This is a genomic window from Streptomyces sp. SID13031, from assembly GCF_010548305.1.
Taxonomy (GTDB): domain Bacteria; phylum Actinomycetota; class Actinomycetes; order Propionibacteriales; family Kribbellaceae; genus Kribbella.
The window spans coordinates 107,283-126,019 of record NZ_JAAGLV010000025.1 but is presented as its reverse complement, the minus strand read 5'-3'; the positions used below and the strand labels follow the sequence as shown (position 1 = coordinate 126,019).

The 18,737-nt window shown below is 66.0% G+C and carries 17 protein-coding genes; 8 read left to right on the top strand and 9 right to left on the bottom strand.

Annotation, left to right across the window (positions count from 1 at the left end; genetic code table 11):
• On the top strand, positions 1–677 hold a 677-nt coding region (locus G3I17_RS35620; protein ID WP_164603074.1), incomplete at its 5' end, for an MMPL family transporter.
• A 108-nt stretch (positions 678–785) separates the two neighbouring features.
• Here the strand turns inward: G3I17_RS35620 and G3I17_RS35615 are convergent.
• Positions 786–1,259: a nuclear transport factor 2 family protein gene (locus tag G3I17_RS35615; protein ID WP_164603072.1), complete on the bottom strand. Its 474-nt coding sequence runs from the start codon at positions 1,257–1,259 to the stop codon at positions 786–788.
• 156 nt (positions 1,260–1,415) lie between these two features.
• Here G3I17_RS35615 and G3I17_RS35610 point away from each other — a divergent pair, with 156 nt between their 5' ends.
• On the top strand, positions 1,416–1,892 hold the full coding sequence (locus tag G3I17_RS35610) for an Rrf2 family transcriptional regulator (protein ID WP_164603070.1): 477 nt from the start codon (positions 1,416–1,418) through the stop codon (positions 1,890–1,892).
• A 29-nt stretch (positions 1,893–1,921) separates the two neighbouring features.
• Here the strand turns inward: G3I17_RS35610 and G3I17_RS35605 are convergent, their stop codons facing one another.
• The 3 genes from G3I17_RS35605 to G3I17_RS35595 are packed head-to-tail and all read right to left on the bottom strand — an operon-like array spanning position 1,922 to position 6,440.
• The gene (locus G3I17_RS35605; RefSeq protein ID WP_164603068.1) at positions 1,922–2,683 is read right to left on the bottom strand and encodes a GDSL-type esterase/lipase family protein; all 762 of its coding nucleotides are present in this window, start codon (positions 2,681–2,683) and stop codon (positions 1,922–1,924) included.
• A gap of 2 nt (positions 2,684–2,685) precedes the next feature.
• Complete coding sequence (locus tag G3I17_RS35600; protein WP_164603066.1) at positions 2,686–4,113, bottom strand: MFS transporter; 1,428 nt, start codon at positions 4,111–4,113, stop codon at positions 2,686–2,688.
• A 53-nt stretch (positions 4,114–4,166) separates the two neighbouring features.
• A complete protein-coding gene (locus G3I17_RS35595; protein ID WP_164603064.1) occupies positions 4,167–6,440 on the bottom strand; it encodes a glycoside hydrolase family 3 C-terminal domain-containing protein in 2,274 nt (757 codons plus the stop codon).
• Between the two features lie 104 nt (positions 6,441–6,544).
• Between G3I17_RS35595 and G3I17_RS35590 the strand changes: the two genes are divergently transcribed.
• Positions 6,545–7,201, top strand: coding sequence for a TetR/AcrR family transcriptional regulator (locus G3I17_RS35590; RefSeq protein WP_164603062.1), 657 nt, complete (start codon positions 6,545–6,547; stop codon positions 7,199–7,201).
• A gap of 6 nt (positions 7,202–7,207) precedes the next feature.
• On the opposite strand, the gene G3I17_RS35585 is transcribed toward G3I17_RS35590, so the two are convergent.
• Positions 7,208–8,200, bottom strand: a complete 993-nt coding sequence (locus G3I17_RS35585) for a Gfo/Idh/MocA family oxidoreductase (protein WP_164603060.1) — start codon at positions 8,198–8,200, stop codon at positions 7,208–7,210.
• A 206-nt stretch (positions 8,201–8,406) separates the two neighbouring features.
• On the opposite strand from G3I17_RS35585, the gene G3I17_RS35580 reads away from it, so the two are divergent.
• The 3 genes from G3I17_RS35580 to G3I17_RS35570 all read left to right on the top strand — a co-directional run bounded on the left by G3I17_RS35580 (position 8,407) and on the right by G3I17_RS35570 (position 12,194).
• Positions 8,407–8,976, top strand: coding sequence for a TetR family transcriptional regulator (locus G3I17_RS35580; RefSeq protein WP_164603058.1), 570 nt, complete (start codon positions 8,407–8,409; stop codon positions 8,974–8,976).
• Positions 8,977–9,228: 252 nt separating this feature from the next.
• Positions 9,229–11,439: a glycoside hydrolase family 3 C-terminal domain-containing protein gene (locus G3I17_RS35575; RefSeq protein ID WP_203591218.1), complete on the top strand. Its 2,211-nt coding sequence runs from the start codon at positions 9,229–9,231 to the stop codon at positions 11,437–11,439.
• Positions 11,436–12,194, top strand: a complete 759-nt coding sequence (locus G3I17_RS35570; RefSeq protein ID WP_343238535.1) for an SDR family NAD(P)-dependent oxidoreductase — start codon at positions 11,436–11,438, stop codon at positions 12,192–12,194. Before G3I17_RS35575 ends, G3I17_RS35570 begins: the two co-directional genes overlap by 4 nt.
• Positions 12,195–12,217: 23 nt before the next feature.
• On the opposite strand, the gene G3I17_RS35565 is transcribed toward G3I17_RS35570, so the two are convergent.
• The 4 genes from G3I17_RS35565 to G3I17_RS35550 all read right to left on the bottom strand — a co-directional run bounded on the left by G3I17_RS35565 (position 12,218) and on the right by G3I17_RS35550 (position 16,140).
• On the bottom strand, positions 12,218–13,000 hold the full coding sequence (locus tag G3I17_RS35565; protein WP_164603054.1) for an SDR family oxidoreductase: 783 nt from the start codon (positions 12,998–13,000) through the stop codon (positions 12,218–12,220).
• A gap of 14 nt (positions 13,001–13,014) precedes the next feature.
• A complete protein-coding gene (locus G3I17_RS35560) occupies positions 13,015–13,488 on the bottom strand; it encodes a GDSL-type esterase/lipase family protein (protein ID WP_164603052.1) in 474 nt (157 codons plus the stop codon).
• Positions 13,489–13,676: 188 nt separating this feature from the next.
• Entirely contained in the window at positions 13,677–15,206 is a 1,530-nt protein-coding gene (locus G3I17_RS35555) for a GMC oxidoreductase (protein ID WP_164603050.1), read from the bottom strand.
• Between the two features lies 1 nt (position 15,207).
• Complete coding sequence (locus G3I17_RS35550) at positions 15,208–16,140, bottom strand: sugar phosphate isomerase/epimerase family protein (protein ID WP_164603048.1); 933 nt, start codon at positions 16,138–16,140, stop codon at positions 15,208–15,210.
• A gap of 164 nt (positions 16,141–16,304) precedes the next feature.
• On the opposite strand from G3I17_RS35550, the gene G3I17_RS35545 reads away from it, so the two are divergent.
• Positions 16,305–16,928 (top strand): TetR/AcrR family transcriptional regulator, encoded by a 624-nt coding sequence (locus G3I17_RS35545; RefSeq protein ID WP_164603046.1) that lies wholly within the window; start codon positions 16,305–16,307, stop codon positions 16,926–16,928.
• A 1,211-nt stretch (positions 16,929–18,139) separates the two neighbouring features.
• Positions 18,140–18,577 (top strand): hypothetical protein, encoded by a 438-nt coding sequence (locus G3I17_RS35540; protein ID WP_164603044.1) that lies wholly within the window; start codon positions 18,140–18,142, stop codon positions 18,575–18,577.
• Positions 18,578–18,737 lie beyond the last annotated feature (160 nt).

Here is an 18,737-nt window from a genome sequence, read left to right as displayed (position 1 = left end):
CGGCGGTGGGTGTCGATGTCGCCGGCAGCTTGAGCGATGCGTTCCCGATCTACCTCATCGTGGTCGTCGGGCTGGCGTTCTTGCTGCTGGTCCTGGTGTTCCGGTCACTGCTCGTGCCGCTGAAGGCGGCGCTGGGGTTCGTGATGTCCGTCGGGATCTCCCTCGGCACCACCGTGGCGGTCTTCCAATGGGGATGGCTGGCGAACCTCATCGGCCTCGACTCGACCGGACCGGTCGTGTTCATCCTGCCGCTGCTGCTGACCGGCATCCTGTTCGGCCTCGCGATGGACTACGAGGTCTTCCTGGTGACCCGGATGCGGGAGGAGTTCGTGCACGGCGCCACTCCCCGCAAGGCGATCGCGGTCGGATTCCAGCACAGCGCCCGGGTCGTCACCGCCGCCGCGATCATCATGATCGGCGTCTTCGGTGCCTTCTCCACGGGGGACAACGTGATCATCAAAAGCATCGGCTTCGGCCTGGCGGTCGGCGTCCTCGCCGATGCCTTCCTCGTCCGGATGATGCTCGTCCCGGCCCTGATGGCCATCGTCGGCCGGCACATGTGGTCACTCCCGTCCTGGCTGGACCGGATCGTGCCCGCCCTCGACATCGAAGGCCAAACCCTCACCCGCCATCTCGACGAACCGGCCACTCCGGAGAAAGCCGACAGCCTGCCGTGAGCTGAGAAAATGACGTGGTCCATCGCGCCGTCGAGCTCAGGTTGCTCGGCGGCGTGATGACCTCTCCGACGCCCGCTGTGCGGGCGTCGGGGACCGGCCGCTAGGTGATCAGAAGACGTAGGGGATGTCGTGAACGATGCCCATGCGGCGGATGCGCCAGGGTCCGTCGGTCCGTCGGAAGTCGAAGGTGTAGTACCCGGACTCGATGGGCTTGATGGTGCCCTGTGCGCCGAAGGTGCCGGCGGGCCACCCGCCCTCGGGCTTCCTGGTTCCGACGACATCGAAGGTGATGAACTGGGTTTCGATGCTGGCCTCGTCGCCGTCGACGGAGACCCGGTGGTCGTAGGTGGTGTGGTGGCTCCAGCCCAGGGGTGGATGCGGCACCATGGCCGTGGTCACGGCCGCTGCGATCTGCGCTGCTCCGGAGAGGGTTCCCAGCGGCTCCATCCCGTCGGGCCCGCGGTAGTGGACCTCGACGACGGCGTCGGTCTCGTAGAGCTTTGCCATCGCCTCGCCGTCGCGCTGGTCCGCAGCCCGGGTGTATTGGGAAACGATCTCTCTGATCTCGTTCTCGGTGCTCATGACGTTCTCCGGTTCTCCCTGTGATGCCCGCCTGCAGTCGAAATCTGCATGTGTGAAAAGTACATATTCTTCGACAGAAGTGCAACTGTGAGAGTTGCTATTATGGGTTCGTCGGGGCCCACCTGGACCACGCGGCGGACGAAAAGGGGTACGAGCATGCTGGACGTGAGGTTCTCCAGCGCGCTGAAGGTCATGCTCCTGCTGGGCCATGGCGCGGAAGAGGGCAGTCCTGTCCTCAGCTCGACCCAGCTCGCCAGGAGCCTGAACACGAACCCGAGCCTGGTGCGCAAGCTGATGGTCCCGCTGGTACAGGACGCTCTGGTCGCGTCCATCAAGGGCCGCAGCGGAGGTGTCCGCCTCGGCCGGTCCGCGGACCAGATCACACTGGGAGAGATCTACCGCTCATCCATCGGCGACAAGCCGCTGTGGGCCCCCCGGGCGGAGGGGCCTCGGGAGTGCCTGGTCACCAACCACTCCGCTGAGTACTTCGTCAGGCTCACCGACGAGACAGAGGCAGCCGTCCTCGGCGCATTGGCAGGCCGTACCCTCGCCGACAGCCTCGACGAGCTGCGCGACATCGACCGGGCCGGGGTTGCTCTCGCGGAACGGCCGGTCCCCGCGCCCCGTCACTAGCTGGACTGGTTGCCGTTGGGGCTTCCGCTTCATCCGGTTTCGCCCGGCATCCTGGCGAACTGTTCGACCAGGGTGGCGATCTGCGCGGCAGCGGGCTCGTTGAGATGTACTCCGTCGGTGGTTGTGGTGAAACCGTTGTGGCCTGCGATGGCGTCCCAGGTCTGCCGGAGGAGGAGTCGGCGTCCGAGCGCCGCGATCATGAGTTTCCTGGTTCCATCCCACTGTGTTGATGTCTGGTGCGCCGTGATCAGGTCGGCGATCAGGTCGTGTACCGGTAGGACTGGTACGGCGGTCTGTGTTGCGACGTCATGGAGGATCGCGTTGTACGGAGCAATGATCTCCGCCCATCGCCCGTCGGCTGTGTCGCCCAGCGGCGGAAGCGACATGAGCGCGAGACTGGCGGATGTCTCGGACTTCAATCGCTCGACGATCCGGTGGAGGTTCTCCCGGTACCACTCCGCGGTGGGACGCTGCGGGAGACGCTTGTGCTTCATGGCCGCGTCTGACCAGCGAGGTGAGATCTGTGCGGCCGCGTCGTTGGTGCCGATGAGCACCGTCACAGTCGCGGGTCGGCAGGCGATGATGTCGTCGAGGCGGGCCAACAGGTTCCAGGCGAAATCCCCACTGATTCCGGCATTGACGGTGTCAACGGTGGGGGCGACGGCCGCCGCGACCCGGCGGACCCAGTTCGCGCTGATCACGCCTTGCGTGATGCTGTCACCCGCGCAGACGAGCACGGGGCGCCCGCTCGGGTGCGCGGCATAGCGGCGAGGACTGATCGGCTTGACCATGTTCAGCGAGCCCGCCGGACAGGGAGAATGGCGAACAAGGCGCCGAGGACAAGGACGAACGCGACCGGCCACACCGGACCGTAGGCGCCGCCGGACGCGACGACGATCACTCCGGCGAGGATGGGGCCGAGGGCTTGGCCCAGGTTCGTGCCCAGGTTCGACAGGCCGAGGTCGCGGCCGGCTGACTCACGGTGTGGCAGCAAGTCGATGAACAGCGCTTGGTCGACAACGATGAACACGCCCATGCCGATTCCGGCGACCACGCCTTGAAGGTACATCGCGGTCACCGTCGGCCACGCGAACGGGATGAGGAACGACGCGGCCAGGATGAGCGAGGCCGCGACGACGAAAGGCTTGCGTCGGCCGATCCGGTCGGACCATCGGCCCGAGACGACCATCCCGATCAGCGCGGCGGGGAGGCCGGCGAGTTGCATCAGCGGCGCGACCCGTGCCGCCTCGGTGGCCGACAGCGCGGGGGTCACATAGCTCTGCAACATGTACAGCCCGTAGACGGTCCCGATGCCGTAGCCGAGGAACAACAGCACCTTCGCGATCCAGGCCCACCGGTAGTCCCGGTCGCTGAGAGCCTGGACGTAGGAAGTGAGGAAGATCCGGGTCCGCAACGGTTCGACGGCGAGTTCCCGCGACGATCGGTCGCGGGCGAACAGTACGAAGCACAGCGTCGCCAGCGCTAGCGCCACGGCGAGCGGAAAGTACGACGCGAGCCCGATCGCGGCGAACAGGGCCCCGGCGACAACCGATCCGCCGATCCCGCCGACGTACACCATCAGGCCGGTGACCGTGGAGATGGCGCCGATGCGATCGTCCGGAACGCGGTCGACGACCGTGGCCATGAGTGGTCCTTGGGCAGCGCTCACCAGGAGCTGCGCGAGGGACCAGACGATCAGCAGGATGGCGATGCTCGGCACGACCGGAAGCAAGGCGACCAGCGCGGCGCCCGCGACACCGCCGGCGGCGATCCAGGGGGCTCGGCGGCCCCACGGGGACCGGGTCCGGTCCGACAGCATTCCGACGACCGGCTGGATGAGCATCGTGATGAACACCCCGGACGACGTCACGAGCGAGAGGCTGCCGGCCCGTGCCGAGTTGAACCGGGCCAGGAGCCCCAGTAACCGATTCTGATCCGCCGTCGGGATCAGCGTGCCCGCATCGACCTGGGCCTTCAGGTCGTTGAGGGCCTGCAGGTTCACCTGTGTGTCGGCCCCGGTGAAGATGTGCGCGAATTCCAGTTGCTGAACGTGCAGCGGAATCAGGATGGTGCCCATCGACCCCCACAGCAGGGTGATCCCCAGGCCTGCGACAGCATAGAAAAGTGTGTACCTGCGGAAGGCCCGGGTCTTCGGCTGGTAACGAACGGCCACCGTCAAGCCGGTGTTCGTGGCCGCGTCACCCGGCGGTGCAGTCGACATGGAATGCCCCTTCGTCGGGGAGGTGCGCTTTGGGCTGTCCTGATGAGTTCGACCTAGCGGGACAAGCGGGCGATCACTTTGTCGATGTCCTCGTCGGAGAAGGCGCCCCTGGAGAGGAGGCGAAGGGTCTCCAGTGGCATCCCGTTGATCACCTCGGTCACGATCTGCTGCTGCAGAGGGGAGAGTGCGTCGGAGCCATCGCCCAACAGCGGAGTGGCGGCCACGAACTGCGCGACCGTGACGGCGAACTCGGGGTCGCTGAGGAAATGCCGTACGGGGCTGCGCCGGTCGATGATCTCCACGGTGCCGGTGTCACCGGTCAGCTCGACACCGACGTGGGCGCGGATGTCGCGGGATGAGTGACCGATCTCAAGGGTGAAGGTGCCACTCTCGATCACCCAGCGGTCACGGTACTCGTCCCAGAACGCGAAGTCGCGTCGGTCGAGGTCGATGCTTGTGGTGACGGTTTCGCCGGCCGGGATCCAGATCTTGCTGAACCCGCGCAGCTCGCGGTCCGGTCGCGGGACGGTGCTGAGGTCGTCGCGGACATAGACCTGCACGACCTCGGATCCGTCGCGTACGCCCACGTTGCGGACCGTCACCTCCACGGTGACGGTCTCGTCGTCGTGGACCCTGGCGCGCGGGTCGAGGTAGTCGAATTCGGTGTAGCTCAGGCCGTGCCCGAACGGGTAGGCCACCGGCAGCTTCCGGCGGTCGTAGTAGCGGTAGCCGACCCAGATGCTTTCCCGGTAGTGCACTTGGCGCTGTGCTCCGGGATAGTCCAAATAGGCTGGCGTGTCTTCCAGCCGCAGTGGAACGGTTTCGCTGGTGCGGCCGGAGGGGTTCACATCACCGAAGACGATGTCCAGAGCTGCCGCAGCCACTTGCTGGCCGCCGAGGTTGAGGTCGAGGATCGCGTCGACTGTGTCGTGCCAGGGCGTGACATCGACGACCGAACCCTTGTGCAGGATCACGACCGTCCGCGGACTCACCGCGCGGACCTGCTCGATCAGCGCGAGCTGGGACTCGGGCAAGGAGAGGGTTTCGCGGTCGAAGCCTTCCGACTCAGTCATCTCGGTCAGTCCGACGAACAGCAGCGCGACATCGGCCTCCGAGGCCACGGCAACGGCCTCGTGCAGCAGTGCCTGGTCGACCTGCTCACCGTCGTATCCCCGGGCGTAGCGAACCTGGTGCGGGGCAAGGAAACGGCCGATCTCGGTGCGTGCGGTCGCGAACGAGGCGACATTGACGTTCGAGCTTCCACCGCCTTGAAACCGGGGCTTCTCGGCGAACTCGCCGATGAGTGCGACCGTGCCGGTACGGGCCAATGGAAGCGTGTTGCGTTCGTTGCGCAGCAGGACGATCGACTGCTGGGCAACGATGCGGGCCAGCTCGACCAGTTCAGCCGTGCTGCTCGCCGCCGGCTCGAGATGTTCCTGGCGCGCGAAGCGGGAACTCAGCTCGATGATGCGAGCAGCGGCGCGATCGATGTCTTCCTCGCCCACGTCGCCCGACTTCAGCGCGTCTCGGATCGCGGCGGCGCCCATCCCCTGTGAAGTCGGCATCTCCAGGTCTATGCCCGCCTTGAGCGAGGCGACTTGGTCGCTCACGGCACCCCAGTCGCTGACGACCACGCCGTCGAAGCCCCACTCGTCCCGAAGAATCCCGGTCAGCAGGCGGGAGTTCTCAGCGCATGGGACACCGTTCACCGCGTTGTAGGCGGCCATCACCGTTGCCGGGCGCCCCTCGGTCACCGCTATCTCGAAGCCGCGCAGGTAGATCTCGCGCAGGGCACGCTCGTCGACCTCGGCACTGATCGTGAACCGATCGTGTTCCTGGTTGTTCAGCGCGAAGTGTTTGACGCACGTGCCCACACCACCCGACTCGGTGCCTGCGATGACCGCTGCGGCGAGGCGACCACTCAAGTAGGGGTCCTCGGAGAAGTACTCGAAATTCCGGCCACCCAGCGGTGTGCGTTTGAGGTTCATGCCCGGTCCGAGCACGACATCCACGCCGGCCCGCCGGGCCTCGGCCGCGAGCGCCGCGCCCTGGGTGCGAGCCAGAACACGGTCCCAGCTGCAGGACAGTGTGGACGCGGTGGGGAAACAGATGGCGGTGGGGGCGTTCGGGGTGCCGATCAGTTCCCCCGCTGCGCCCGCGCCGATTCCGTGGGGACCGTCGCTGAGGGTCATCGAGCGGATGCCGCGGTCCGGGTAGCCGACCGTCTGCCAAGAGGAGGCACCCGACAGTAGGGCGATCTTCTCGTCGATCGTCAGTCCGGCGAGCAGTTGGAAGGCTGCGGCGCGCGATCGATCGTTTTGCGTCATCGATTGAGGCCCATCGTTCGTCGAGGTAAAGTGAGGGGGTAACAACGTGTTACCCCTAGTTCGGGATGCTAGGTTCGGCCAGTCCGATCTGTCAAGGAGGGGACGTGTCCGAACGGACGTCCAAGGATGTCGTTGCCGCAGGCACCGACTCGGAAGATCTCGACGCCTTCCGCGAGCGGCAGCGCGGCGCTATCGCCAACGCCCTCATCGAACTGGTCGGCACCAGCGGGTTCGCCGCGGTGAACGTGAGCGACCTCGTGCGCGTCGTCGGCATGAGCCGGAAGACTTTCTACAAGTACTTCTCGTCGATCGAGGCCGCGCTCATCTACACCCAGAAGATGGTTCTGACCGGAATGCGAGCCGAGCCGGCGCCGCACCATGAGTCCGGTCTGAGCCGCTTCATCGGACAGCTTCGCGGAATCGCGGACCTCGCGATGGAGCAGCCCGAACGGATGATCTTCCTCAGCTTCTTCGACTTCGCCGTCAAGGAATACATCTCAGCGGCCGATCGCGAGACCTACGAGGCGTTCACCGTCAGCCTGGTCGACGAGGTCCTGTCGGCTTTCGCCCAAGGCCAGCGAGACGGTTCCATCGACCCCGGGTTGCCCGCACTCGAGACAACGCTCGCGTCCACGAACGCTGTCTTCGGGCTCGCGCAGCGGTGCTTGAACAACCTCTGGACCGTGAAAGACGAACGACTGACCGAACGGCTGATCACCGCCGAGCTCCATGCCTGGGAAACCGTACTGGCCACCAAGTAGCGAAAGTCAGCTCGGTTGCCGGATCGGCAGTCCGGCCGAGGTGTAGATCGAGTCGATGACTGTCATGTTGGCGATCGAGTCGGCCGGCGGCGTGAGGACGGGTTCGCCGCGCAGGACCGCTGCGACGAAAGCGTCCAGCTGGTAGGCGTAGGTGGCCCGTTTGCTGAAGCGCTCGACCCGTTTGCCGTCCTGGGTACGCACCGAAAGCCGGTTCCCCGTGAGCGGATTGAAAACCTTCAGCTCGCCCAGCTCGCCGACAGCGCGCGCGCTGATCTTGAGCAGGTCTGACGACCACATCGAGCAGAGAATGCGTCCGGTGTGTCCGGCGGGGAAGCGCAGGTCCGCGCGCATGGCCCGGTCGACGTTCGCGCCACGCAGCTTCGCGTCGGCCTGGATGACCTCCGGCTCACCGTTGGTTTGCGCGCCGCCCAGCAGCCGGATCATGTGCACCGCGTAGCAGCCGGCGTCCATCAGGGCGCCGCCGGCAAGGTCGAAGTTGTAGCGGATGTCGTTGAACTTGGGCAGTGGGAAGCAGAAGCTCGCCTCGACCAGCTGAAGCTTGCCCAACTCGCCGGATTCGACGATCTCCTGCATCCGCTGTGCCAGCGGGTGGTACCGATAGTGGAAGGCCTCCATGACGGTCAGTCCGGACTTCTCGGCCGCGTCGGCGACCGTCCGGGCCTCGTCGGCGTTCGCGGTGAACGGCTTTTCGCAGAGAACGTGCTTGCCCGCAGCGAGCGCGGCCAGTGTCCACCGGCCGTGCAACCCGTTGGGTAGCGGGTTGTAGATCGCGTCGATCGCCGGGTCGGCGATCAGTCCCTCGTAGCTCGAAGCAACTCTGGGGATGCCGTGCTGGGCCGCGTACTCCTTGGCCCGCTGTGGATCACGTGCGGCGACCGTGGTGATCTCGACGTCGTTGTTGCTCGAGGCCGGGGCGAGGATCGCCTTCGCCGAGATCCGGGCAGCGCCGAGGATGCCGATTCGTAGCTGGTTGCTCATTGGTCCGTCCTGGTATGAGATCCGGGGAAACTGGGCCGCTGACAGCGGATAAGTGAAACGCCATTCTAGCTCAGTGCTGATCGGGCGGGTGAGCGATGGTGCGTGGTATAACTACTGATGTGGCAGGCGCTGATTCGCAGGTCCCGCTGCCCGTCGAGATGATGACAAGTCGTCAGCTCGTCCGCCGGGCCCGGCTCATCGAGACCGTGATCGAGCTTGTCATCGAATCCGGCCCGACGTCGATCCAGATGCGTGACGTGACCGACCGGTCCGGCGTGGCGCTGGGCACCGTGTATCGGTACTTCCGGTCGAAGGACCACCTCCTGGCCGCCGCACTGATCGAGTGGCAGGGCAAGCTCACGCGCCGAATCCTGTCGTCGAAGCGTGATGAGAGCGACGATTCACTGTCGCTGGTGAATGACTTTCTGCGCCGCGTCCTGCAGGCGTTCGATCGCGCCCCGGGGATGGCCGTGCTCATGATGCAGATGGCGGCCTCGTCCGATCCGGATGTGCAGCAACTCCTGCAGCAGAGCGGCAACTCCTACGATGCCGCGTTCGATCACCTGCTCGCAGCAGGACCTGGCGATGACGTCTACTACATCGGACTCGCGATCGGGTGTGTTCTGTTGGATGCGGTCAATCGCATGTCCAACGGACGGGCCACGTTCACCGAAGCGCTGACCCAGGTCCAAGGTGTCGCCGACATTCTGGTGAGCACCCGTGGCCGGCGCTCCGGTTCGTCGCGCAAGAATCGCTCGGCGCGCGCCTCGTCCTGATCCGGGTCGCCGCTCCACCCAGCCTGTCGGCCCTGCTGGATGGGCTTTGGGCGACTTGCCTGCACCGCACCGTCGAAGGTCATGAGAATCCGGTTTCTCCGGCAGACCAGCCCGGCCATGAGATGCCCATGGTCTGTGGAGGCCACCGTTGCAAAATCTGAAACCGCGTTCTAGATTGGTGGTGTCCAGGACGCATCCTCCGCTGGAGCAGGAAGGGCAGCCATGAAACTGCATCGCACAGCTGGAGGTCCCGTGACCGATCCTGTCTGCCCGCCTGGCACTGCCTTCGCGGTCACCGTCGACGCTGTCCGGGCCGGCCAGGAGATGGCAACCACCGTGGCGGGGCTGATCGGCCGGATGACTGACGACGAGCTGCTGTGGCTGCTCGACGGGGATCTCACCCTGCGGACCGGGTTCCGCGCGATGACCTCGGCGTACAACAGCGTGCCCGTCGGGGCCGGCCAGGTCGACCGCCTCGGGATCCCCGGGATCCGGTTCACCGACGGACCTCGGGGTGTGGTGATGGGCAACTCGACCGCGTTTCCTGCCGCGATCGCCCGCGCCGCTACGTGGGACACCGACCTCGAACGTGCCATCGGCGACGCCATCGGCGCGGAGGCCCGCGCCTTGGGCGCGAACCTGTTCGCCGGCATCTGCGTCAACCTCGTCTACGCCCCTGGCTGGGGGCGCAGCCAGGAGTCCTACGGGGAGGACCCGGTCCTGCTCGGCGCCATGGGCGCGGCCATGACCGAGGGAGTCCACCCCTGGGTGATGTCGTGCGTGAAGCACTTCGCCCTGAACTCCATGGAGGAGGCGCGTTTCTCCATCGACGTCCAGGTCGCCGAGGACGTGCTGCACGAGGTCTACCTGCCCCAGTTCCGCACCATCGTCGAAGCCGGTGCGGACTGCGTCATGAGCTCCTACAACTCGGTCAACGGAACCTGGGCAGGGGAGAGTCGCCATCTGCTCACCGAGGTGCTGCGCGACACCTGGGGCTTCAGCGGGTTCGTCATGACCGACTTCCTGTTCGGCCTGCGCCGGCCGATCGAGTCCATTGCCGCAGGCCAGGACCTCGAGATGCCACTGCGCCAGCAGCGCGCCCGCGCTCTCCCCGCCGCACTGGTCGACGGCCGCCTCGCCCGCGCCGATCTGCTGACCGCCGCCACCCGGCTCCTCACCGCCCAGGTCCGCCTCGCTCTTCGCGCCCGGCCCACGCCCGCGCGCGACATCGTGGCCTCCTCCGCGCACCGCGACCTGGCCCGTGACGCCGCCCGCCGCGGGGCGGTGCTGCTGCGCAACGAGGACCTCGGCGGCACCACGGTCCTGCCCTTCTCCGCCGACACCCTTGGTCGCCTTGCCGTCGTCGGGCGGCTGGCCGATGCGCCCAACCTCGGGGACACGGGGTCCTCGAAGGTCCGCCCACCGTCCACCGCCAGCGTCCTGGCCGGCCTCCGCGAACGTCTCGGGGACCGCGTCGTGCACGCCAGGGACCTCGCCGCGGCCACGACTGCCGGCCGCACCGCCGACGCCGCGGTCGTCGTCGTCGGCCTCACCTCCGCCGACGAAGGCGAGGCCATGACCGAGGTCGATGCGGAGTTGCTCCAGACCCTGGGCGGGATCACCCGCATCCCCGGCGTCGCCAAGGCGTTGAGCAAGGCCTTGTCGGCCGGCGCCCGGAACCAGCGGGGTGGGGACCGGCACGACCTGCACCTGCATGCTGAGGATGTCGCATTGATTCGGGCCGTGGCCGCGGTCAACCCGCGAACCGTCGTCGTGCTGATCGCCGGCGGCGCTGTCGTGGTGGATCAGTGGGAGCGCGAGGTCGCCGGGATCCTGCTGGCCTGGTACCCCGGCATGGAAGGTGGGCGGGCGATCGCCGATCTGCTGCTCGGTGACGCCGAACCCGGCGGGCGACTGCCGGTGGCATTTCCGCGCCATCGCGAAGATCTTCCGGTCGTGGACTGGAACGCCCGCACCGTGGCCTACGGGCGGTGGTGGGGGCAGCGCAAGCTCGACCGGGACGGCACCACCGCGGCGTACCCGTTCGGCTTCGGCCTGGGCTACACCACCTTCACACTTGCCGAGCTATGGATCGGACCAGTCGAGAACGAACGCTTCACCGTGACCGTGTCGGTGACCAACTCGGGTCGGCGCACCGGTCGGCATGTCGTCCAGATCTACGCCCACCTGCTCGGCCAGGAGCGGACCGTGCGGGTACTGGTCGGCTTCCAGGTCGTGCCCGACGTAGCACCCGACGAGACGCGGACCGTGACCGTGGACTGCAGTACCCGGCCTCTGCAGCGCTGGACGCGCGACGGCTTCACCACCGACCTCACCATCCTGCGGGTCGAGGCAGCGTCCTGGTCCGGCGACCCGTCAGCGATCACCGCCGAGCGCATCCTCGGACTACCCCCGGTGAAGACGACATCGAAGTCCTCCACAACCGACAGGAGTACAACGTGACCAGTCGAGTCGCTCTCGTGACGGGTGCGGGCCGAAACGTGGGGCAGGGTATCGCCGTCGCGCTCGCCGCGGCCGGATACCGGGTGGCCGTGAACGACCTCGATGACCAGCGCACCAAGCAGACCGTGGAGCTGGTCAGCGGTCTCGGCGGTAGCGCGGTCTCAGCACCGTTCGACGTGACCGATCCGGACGCTGTGGCCTCAGCCGTCGCCCGGGTCCAGGCAGACCTGGGACCGATCGACGTCGTGGTGAACAATGCGGGCATCGCGGAGGGCAACAGGACAGGCCCGTTCCTCGACAGCACGACGGATGACTGGCATACCCAGATCGGCATCAACATGATCGGGTCGATGAACGTCATTCACGCCGCTCTGCCGGGGATGGCCGAACGGGGCTGGGGGCGCGTCATCCAGATCTCCTCCGGCGCCGCGTCGGTGGGGCTGCCCATCGGCGTCTCACTCTACGGCGGCAGCAAGGCGGGGATCGAAGGCTTCCTTCGGCATCTCTCACAGGAGGTGGGGCGCTCGGGGGTGACCGTGAACTCGCTGGCACTCGGACTCATGGACAACAACGCTGAGTCCGTCGGCGGAACCGGCAGCCCGGCGTTGCAGACGCTCCTCGACGGCATACCGGTCGGCCGCCTCGGCAAGCCGTCGGATGTCGGCGGCGCGGTTCTTTGGCTGTGCTCCGAACCGGGTTCCTGGGTGACCGGGCAGACCATCCACCTCAATGGAGGTTCGGTCAACGGTCGCTGAGTGTTCGAGCGCTGCGGCATCGGCTACCAGACAGAGTCGCCCCGGACGGACGCGTCGCTACCGCCGTCCACAAAGATCACCTGGCCGCACAGGTGACTGTTCTCGACGCTGACAAGCCAGGCCAGTAGGCGTGCGGGTACCTGCGCGTCGGCAAATCCGTTGAGCGGCATCGGCACCGCTGACGCGATCGCGTCGCGACCTTCTTGTGACGAGAGAGCGCCGTCCATCATCGGCGTCGAAACCACGCCCGGAGCGATCGCATTCAGGGGGATGCCGGACCCAGCCCAGATGTCGGTTGTCGAGGAACGGCGAACCCACTGCGCGAAGGCGGCTTTGCTGGAGGGGTAGATCAACGTTCCTGTGGTCAGAGGTTCTGCAGCCAGCGCTGTTGCTCGTGCCAGAGCCGTCGGTTCGTCCGCGGCACGGAACGCGGCGATGAGAGCCTCGTCGCCGGGTGCAATGCCGGCAAAAGATGCGACTCCGACCGCACGCGGCGAATCGGAACCAGCCAGGAGGGGGCGCAGACCCTCCAAAGTGGCAACCATGCCGAAGTAGTTGACGGCCGCCGTGGCCGGAATCGGTGCTGCAAGCCCCGCGACAGCCACGATGGTGTCAATCGAGCCTCCGGACCTTGCCCCGACCTCCTCGACCATCCGCTCGCGATCCTGGGGTGAGGTCAGGTCGACAAGCACATCGGCGTCGCGAATGTCGACGCCGATGACCGACTCCCCTCGACGCTCCAGCAGTTGCTTCGTCGCAAGACCGATACCGGACGCGGCACCGGTCACAACGTTGATTCGAGTCATGTGTATCTCCTTCGTCAGGGCGACAGACTCCAGTTGTCAACGATCGGCTGCAGGAGTGCGGCCCACTCGCGGTAGCCGTTGCCGTTGAGGTGAAGGTTGTCGCGGGTGAGATCTCGACGCAGTGACCCATCGTCCGCGCTGAGCGTCGGCCAGAGGTCGAGATACCGTGCCGGCGTGACCGCTTCCGATACCACCGCCTGGTAGCCGAGGTTGAGTTCGCGCACCTCTCGCGCATAGGACCGGCTACGCGGCATGACGCTCTGGACGACCACCGGAACACCAGGAGCACGACTCTCGATTCCGCTCAGGATCTCCCGCAGATTCGCCAGAATCTCGTCGCGCGCTACCGCAGCTGTCAGGTCATTGGTGCCGATCAAGAGCAGCACTCCGCGCGGGTCGTTGATGGCGGTGTCCAGACGGCAAGGCAGGTCCGCCGTTTTCTCTCCGCCGATACCTCGGTTGAGGATCGGTTGGGCCGGGAACAACATCCCAGTTGCCGAACTGGGTGATGCTGTCGCCGAGCAGGACGATCCGCCGCGGTGGCATTCCGGCGGCCTCGAACTGATCGCGACGCGCCTTTTGCGGGTAGGCAAGCAGCGGCGAAACCAATCGGCGACTGAGCAGACCCGTGACTTGGCGCCTCAGTGCGCTGCGCTGTCGAGTGAGGTTCACGCGATCACCAAAGCCTCCGCGAGCATTCGCTGGGCAGGTGAGTTGCCAGCTCGGTGGCGGCTCGCCAGGCCAGGGCGACGGTGGTGAGGGTGGGGTTGGAGGCAGTTGAGGTGGGGATGACGCCATTGCCGCCGACGTACAGGTTCTCGACGTCCCAGACCTTGAGGTACTGGTCGCAGACCGAGAGTCCGTCGTTGGTCGCGCCCATCCGGACCGTGCCCTGGTAGTGGATCGACGAGCCGCCGGCCGCGAGCGCGGGTTCCTCGGCGAGAGTGCCGATCCGGGCGGCGCTGCGGGCGGCGTTCTCCTTCAGCTGCTGGATAGTCACCAGGTCGGTGTCTGTCCGGGAGTAGTGGATGGTCATCTTCGGCATGCCGTAGAAGTCGGTCTCGGTCTCGCTGAACTCCACCCGATCGCGGTACTGGATGTCCTTGGCGCCGTACCAGGGACACGCCATCAGCTTCGACGCGAGGGCCGGGTCGCCGAGGCTTATCGAGTACGGCGAGTTGCCGATCGCCGTGATCCCACCCTGCATCGGACGGGCATCGGAGAACGGCACGAGCACGTACCCGAGGTGCTCCGGCTCGTCCTCGAACCGGGCGGGATCGAACTCGTCGTCCAGATACCCGAAGGCGCCGACCTGGAAATGCTCGTTCAGATAATGCCCGAGCGCGGTCGGGCGCACCCCCGACGCGAACAGGACCTGCGGTGTACGCAAACCGTCGGCACACACCACGACATGCTCGGCGCGCACCTCGTACGACTCTCCCGTCCTGCGGTCCTCCAGTACTGCGCCGACTGCGACCCCGTCCTCCACGATGACCCGGCGCGCGAGCGTTTCGGCCCGCAACTCGAACCCGCTGACCTTGCTCTCGAGATCGCCGAGAATGACGCCCGTGCCCGAGAACTGCGGTCTGCCGTTCTCCCAGTGCAGGGAGCTCGGCATGAAGCCGGCCGGGGTCAGACCTGGACCGTCGAACTCCTCCGCCATCTGCAGCCGGATCTTCGCGGACAGTCCGGTGCCGGGTCCGTCCCACTTGGTGACCCGGAGGAGCTGTTCGGCGTGGTCGAGCGCAGCGTCGAGTTCGTCGGCCGGGATGAACGGGATCCGTTCGGACTGGTGCGGCCGCGGCGACGACGTGCCCCAGTGGATGCCCATTCCGCCGACGCCACTGGCCATGCTCGCCGCCGACAACCCGACCTCTCCGTCCTCGAGCTTCGGCCGCGGGTCGAGGAAGAACAGGCCCGGCAGGATCGTCTGCCGGAACTCGAGACTCGGGTCGATCCCGTCGCCGATGTCCGCCAGCGCCTTGGCCCGCTCGACGCCGGCCTCGGGTCCCTGCGTGAGCAACTGTGCGGCGACCCGCGCTTCTTCGCTCATGTTGAGTGTGTGCTCGCCGCGCGTGCCCGGGATTCTCGGCCCCACCTCGACCATCAGGATCCGTGCCGTCGGTACGGCGTCGCCGATCGTGCGCGCGTACGTCGAACCCGCGGGGCCCGAGCCGACGATCAGGACGTCCACCTGCTCGGTCATCTCAGTGCGCTTCCGCGGTCGGGGCGAGGGATCGGGTGACGTCGACGATGTGGCGGGTCTTCTGCCATGGATCGCCGCCGTTGCCCTCGTACTCGACGGTGAGCGGGCCGTCGTACCCCTGCGCCGCGAGGATCTTGAGTGCGCGCTCCAGGTCGACCGCGCCGATCGTTCCGGAGTCGTCGACGTCATTGACCTTCACGTGCACGAGTTCGGCACGTGGAGCGAGTGCTTCGATGCCCTCGTACAAAGGAGTCAGGGCGATCGAGTCGAACGTCGGCAGGGCGCCGCCACCGAGAAGGGCTCCCATCATCGGCTTGGTGAGGACGTCGAAGTTGCCCAGATCCAGGAGCAGGCCGAGGTGCTCGCGGCCCACTGCATCCAGTACTGCGCTCATCCACACGGGGTCGCTGCTCGGACCACCATGGTTCTCCACCAGCAGCCGGGCGCCCTTCGCCGCGGCGTACGTGCCGAGCTCGACGAGCGCCTCGACCAGGTGGTCCGGCGGAGTACCCCCGTCGTTGTGCGGACTGAGTGGCGATCCCGCGTTCACCCGGATGAAGGCCGAGTCCATCGCGACGAACCGGTCGATCCATCGCTTGAGCAGGGCAACATCCGCGGCCCGCTTGTCCGCGTCGGTCTCCAGCAGGTCCCCCGCGTCGATCGCGCAGTTCAGGAGCCGTACGCCGCTGGCCACCAGGGCCGCGGCGAACTTGTCGAGCTCGGGGTTGTCCGGGTCCCCGAACTGGAACGCGACCGTCTCGATCGTCTGGACGCCGAGTTCGTCCCGGGCACGCTGCGGGAACCCGGACAGGTCCAGCAGCTTCTGGTAGGGCAGTCCGAAGTGCAGGTCGTTGCCATCGGCATCGGTGAAGTCGAACGACAGCGGACCGAGTTGCTCCCGGAGGCTGTAGGTCGAAACGGACAGTACGGACATGGTCGTACTCCTTACTGCTTGATCAAGGGTCTGACAGTCGCGGGCACCGGCGTATGACGGCCCAGCGCGGACGTACTCCCGGTAAATGTGGGTCTCTAACCCATAATGTACTGATACCCGATTGGTAATCAAGCCCGAGTGGGCATGAGGTTAGAATGGGGCGCATGGGACTGCGAGAGCTCAAGGCGGAGCGGACGCGCCGGCGGATCGCCGAGGTGGCGACCGATCTGTTCCTCGGACAAGGGTTCGAGGAGACCACGATGGAGCAGATCGCGGAGCAGGCCGAGGTCGGCTCCACGACCCTCTATCGCTACTTCCCCAGCAAGGACGTGCTCGCGCTCGAACCGTTGCGCATGCACCTCGAGCTGGGAGACGTGTTGCGAAGCCGCCCGATCGATGAGCCGCTGGCCGAGTCACTCGGCGCGATACTGCTCGAGCTGACCAACACCAATGCTGCCGAGGCCGATCGGTTCGCCGCCATCCGCCGCGTGATCGACAACACGCCCGGTCCGCGCGCGAAGCTTTGGGACTTCATGGCCGAGAGCCGCGACGGGCTGGCCGCAGCCATCGCCGAGCGGACCGGCGGCGACAAGTTGGCCCTGGAGGTCGCACTGACGGCGATGGTCGTGTTCGCAACGCTCGAGTACGCCTCGAATCGCTGGTCGGCGGGCGATCAGTCCGGCTCGAACAGAGCGGCCACCGAGGAAGTGCTGGCGGAGCTCAGCGGGGTCCGGATCATCCTCCCCGCGCTTCCGGCCAAGGTCGCTACCTCAGCCCGAACCCGCTGATTCCCATCGAACCAGACCGCCGTTCTCGTTGTTACCGCAAGCCGATTCCTCGTGGTGCCGCCGACGTTCGACCTGGTACGCCGCGTCCGTCGTACCGGTAGGCAAGGACGCTTACCAGGCGATCTTCGTGACGCCGAAGGGGTATCTGTCGTGCCCGGGGAAACACAAAGGCCCCGGAGCAGATTGCGATGTCTGCCGGGGCCTTCGTGTTGGTGCGCCGCCAGGGACTTGAACCCCGAACCCGCTGATTTCCTGCGCCCACTGTTCAGCATCTGCCATCAATTGCCGAAATAGCTCGTGACCTGCGGATTTATCTGATCGGACCCTCCGACGTTTCTCGTGGTCTTTCATCGCTGATCGTTGAATGAGGTGCGTAAGGAGGTGTGTGGATTCAGCCATAACCCAACTCTGCCAAAGTAGGGCGAACGCTGCCAGTAGACCTGTGGACTGCCGATGCTCGCGCGGTTCCTAGCTACTGTGCGTAGTAGCCCAGGTCGCTCATTCAGGCCTTCGCGCTGCTTGGCGGAGGCAAGACGTCCGACTTCCGGTCAACTAGAGCGCTCCAGAAACAGGCATCCGCTGCGCGCCGTGGCCTGTCGCCGACGGCCGCGCCGGCGGATGATTTGGCACACAGCGCTAGTTGCATCACACAGTGTCTCGGGACCCATGCCTCGGCGTTGAGCATCACAGGAGTCACGCTGGCTTACAGGAACGATCGAGCCTGCGTCGGAGGAAGGTGTCTATGTTTGACCTCAATCAGTTTCGCGACAACTGGCTGAGGTCCTCCGTGACGCCTCGTGCGCTGCAATCAATGTCAGGGAGAGCCGAGAATCCCGCTTGCCAGCTAAAGCCGTACGAACGACGAAGGTCACTACAACTACTGTGTAACGGGTGACGACCTCGCCCGCCCGCGAAAAGGAGTGGCCGCCGACTGGATCTGTCAATCCACAGACCACCGCCAGCAACAGTCCGCCGCCGAACCAGATGCCCAACTGCGGACTACAACGATGGTGTGTCAGCGCCCGGATTGGTGGTCAGGCTGCCTCAAGGCTGGTGGAGACGCGATTCTTGGCGCAGGCTCGGGGTAGCGCGACCTTCAGTGCCCGCAGGCTGTGGTGGCGCGCCGACGGAAGGAGCTTGATGTTATGAGTGGGATATTCAGTCGCCCGAAGGATCCGTACACCGCGGCCCCGCTACTGGGCGGAGAGCAAATGATTCGCCAACAGGTTGCCTCCTATATGGTCAACGGCAAGGCTATGTGGGGCGGGCAGTTCGCCCTGACGAATCAGCGGCTGCTCTTCCGTCCGCTCGACACCAGTGGCGTAGCGAAGATGATCAAGGACGGTGTTGAGTTTCTGCCGGGCGACCTGGCGATTCTGGGGAAAGTCGTTGACAAAGCGCTCGACTACTCGACTGCCTACGGCGACAGCCTGGCCGGCGCGATCAACACCTCCGAAATTGTTGGTGTCATCCGCGGAAGAAATGCGGCACTTTCGCACCCGCCATCCCTGGTCCTGGAGTTCGCGGACGGTCGTCGGCTGGAAATCGGAGTTCTAAAGAGCATAGGAAGTCCCAATTTCCTGCCAAGCAACAACAGCGCCCGCGATGAGATGATCGAGGCCATACTGTCCGAACTTCACGCTCATTGAGGACCCGCCGCTCGATCGTCGACCAGTTCAGCGGTCCCAGCGACGTGGCCTTGCGTTGGTTACTGCTGTTGGGTTCGGATATATGGTGGTTTGGCTGGCAGAGAAGAACATCTGGTGGGGCACGGTTCTGCAGCAGGTCTTGCGTCGGGGACCTGAACAT

Coding starts and splice junctions, on each gene's coding strand:
- G3I17_RS35540 (WP_164603044.1), top strand. CDS start 18,140: ATGATTCGCCAACAGGTTGCCTCCTATATGGTCAACGGCAAGGCTATG.
- G3I17_RS35545 (WP_164603046.1), top strand. CDS start 16,305: ATGGGACTGCGAGAGCTCAAGGCGGAGCGGACGCGCCGGCGGATCGCC.
- G3I17_RS35595 (WP_164603064.1), bottom strand. CDS start 6,440: ATGACGCAAAACGATCGATCGCGCGCCGCAGCCTTCCAACTGCTCGCC.
- G3I17_RS35615 (WP_164603072.1), bottom strand. CDS start 1,259: ATGAGCACCGAGAACGAGATCAGAGAGATCGTTTCCCAATACACCCGG.
- G3I17_RS35565 (WP_164603054.1), bottom strand. CDS start 13,000: ATGACTCGAATCAACGTTGTGACCGGTGCCGCGTCCGGTATCGGTCTT.
- G3I17_RS35585 (WP_164603060.1), bottom strand. CDS start 8,200: ATGAGCAACCAGCTACGAATCGGCATCCTCGGCGCTGCCCGGATCTCG.
- G3I17_RS35555 (WP_164603050.1), bottom strand. CDS start 15,206: ATGACCGAGCAGGTGGACGTCCTGATCGTCGGCTCGGGCCCCGCGGGT.
- G3I17_RS35600 (WP_164603066.1), bottom strand. CDS start 4,113: ATGTCGACTGCACCGCCGGGTGACGCGGCCACGAACACCGGCTTGACG.
- G3I17_RS35560 (WP_164603052.1), bottom strand. CDS start 13,488: ATGTTGTTCCCGGCCCAACCGATCCTCAACCGAGGTATCGGCGGAGAG.
- G3I17_RS35550 (WP_164603048.1), bottom strand. CDS start 16,140: ATGTCCGTACTGTCCGTTTCGACCTACAGCCTCCGGGAGCAACTCGGT.
- G3I17_RS35610 (WP_164603070.1), top strand. CDS start 1,416: ATGCTGGACGTGAGGTTCTCCAGCGCGCTGAAGGTCATGCTCCTGCTG.
- G3I17_RS35605 (WP_164603068.1), bottom strand. CDS start 2,683: ATGGTCAAGCCGATCAGTCCTCGCCGCTATGCCGCGCACCCGAGCGGG.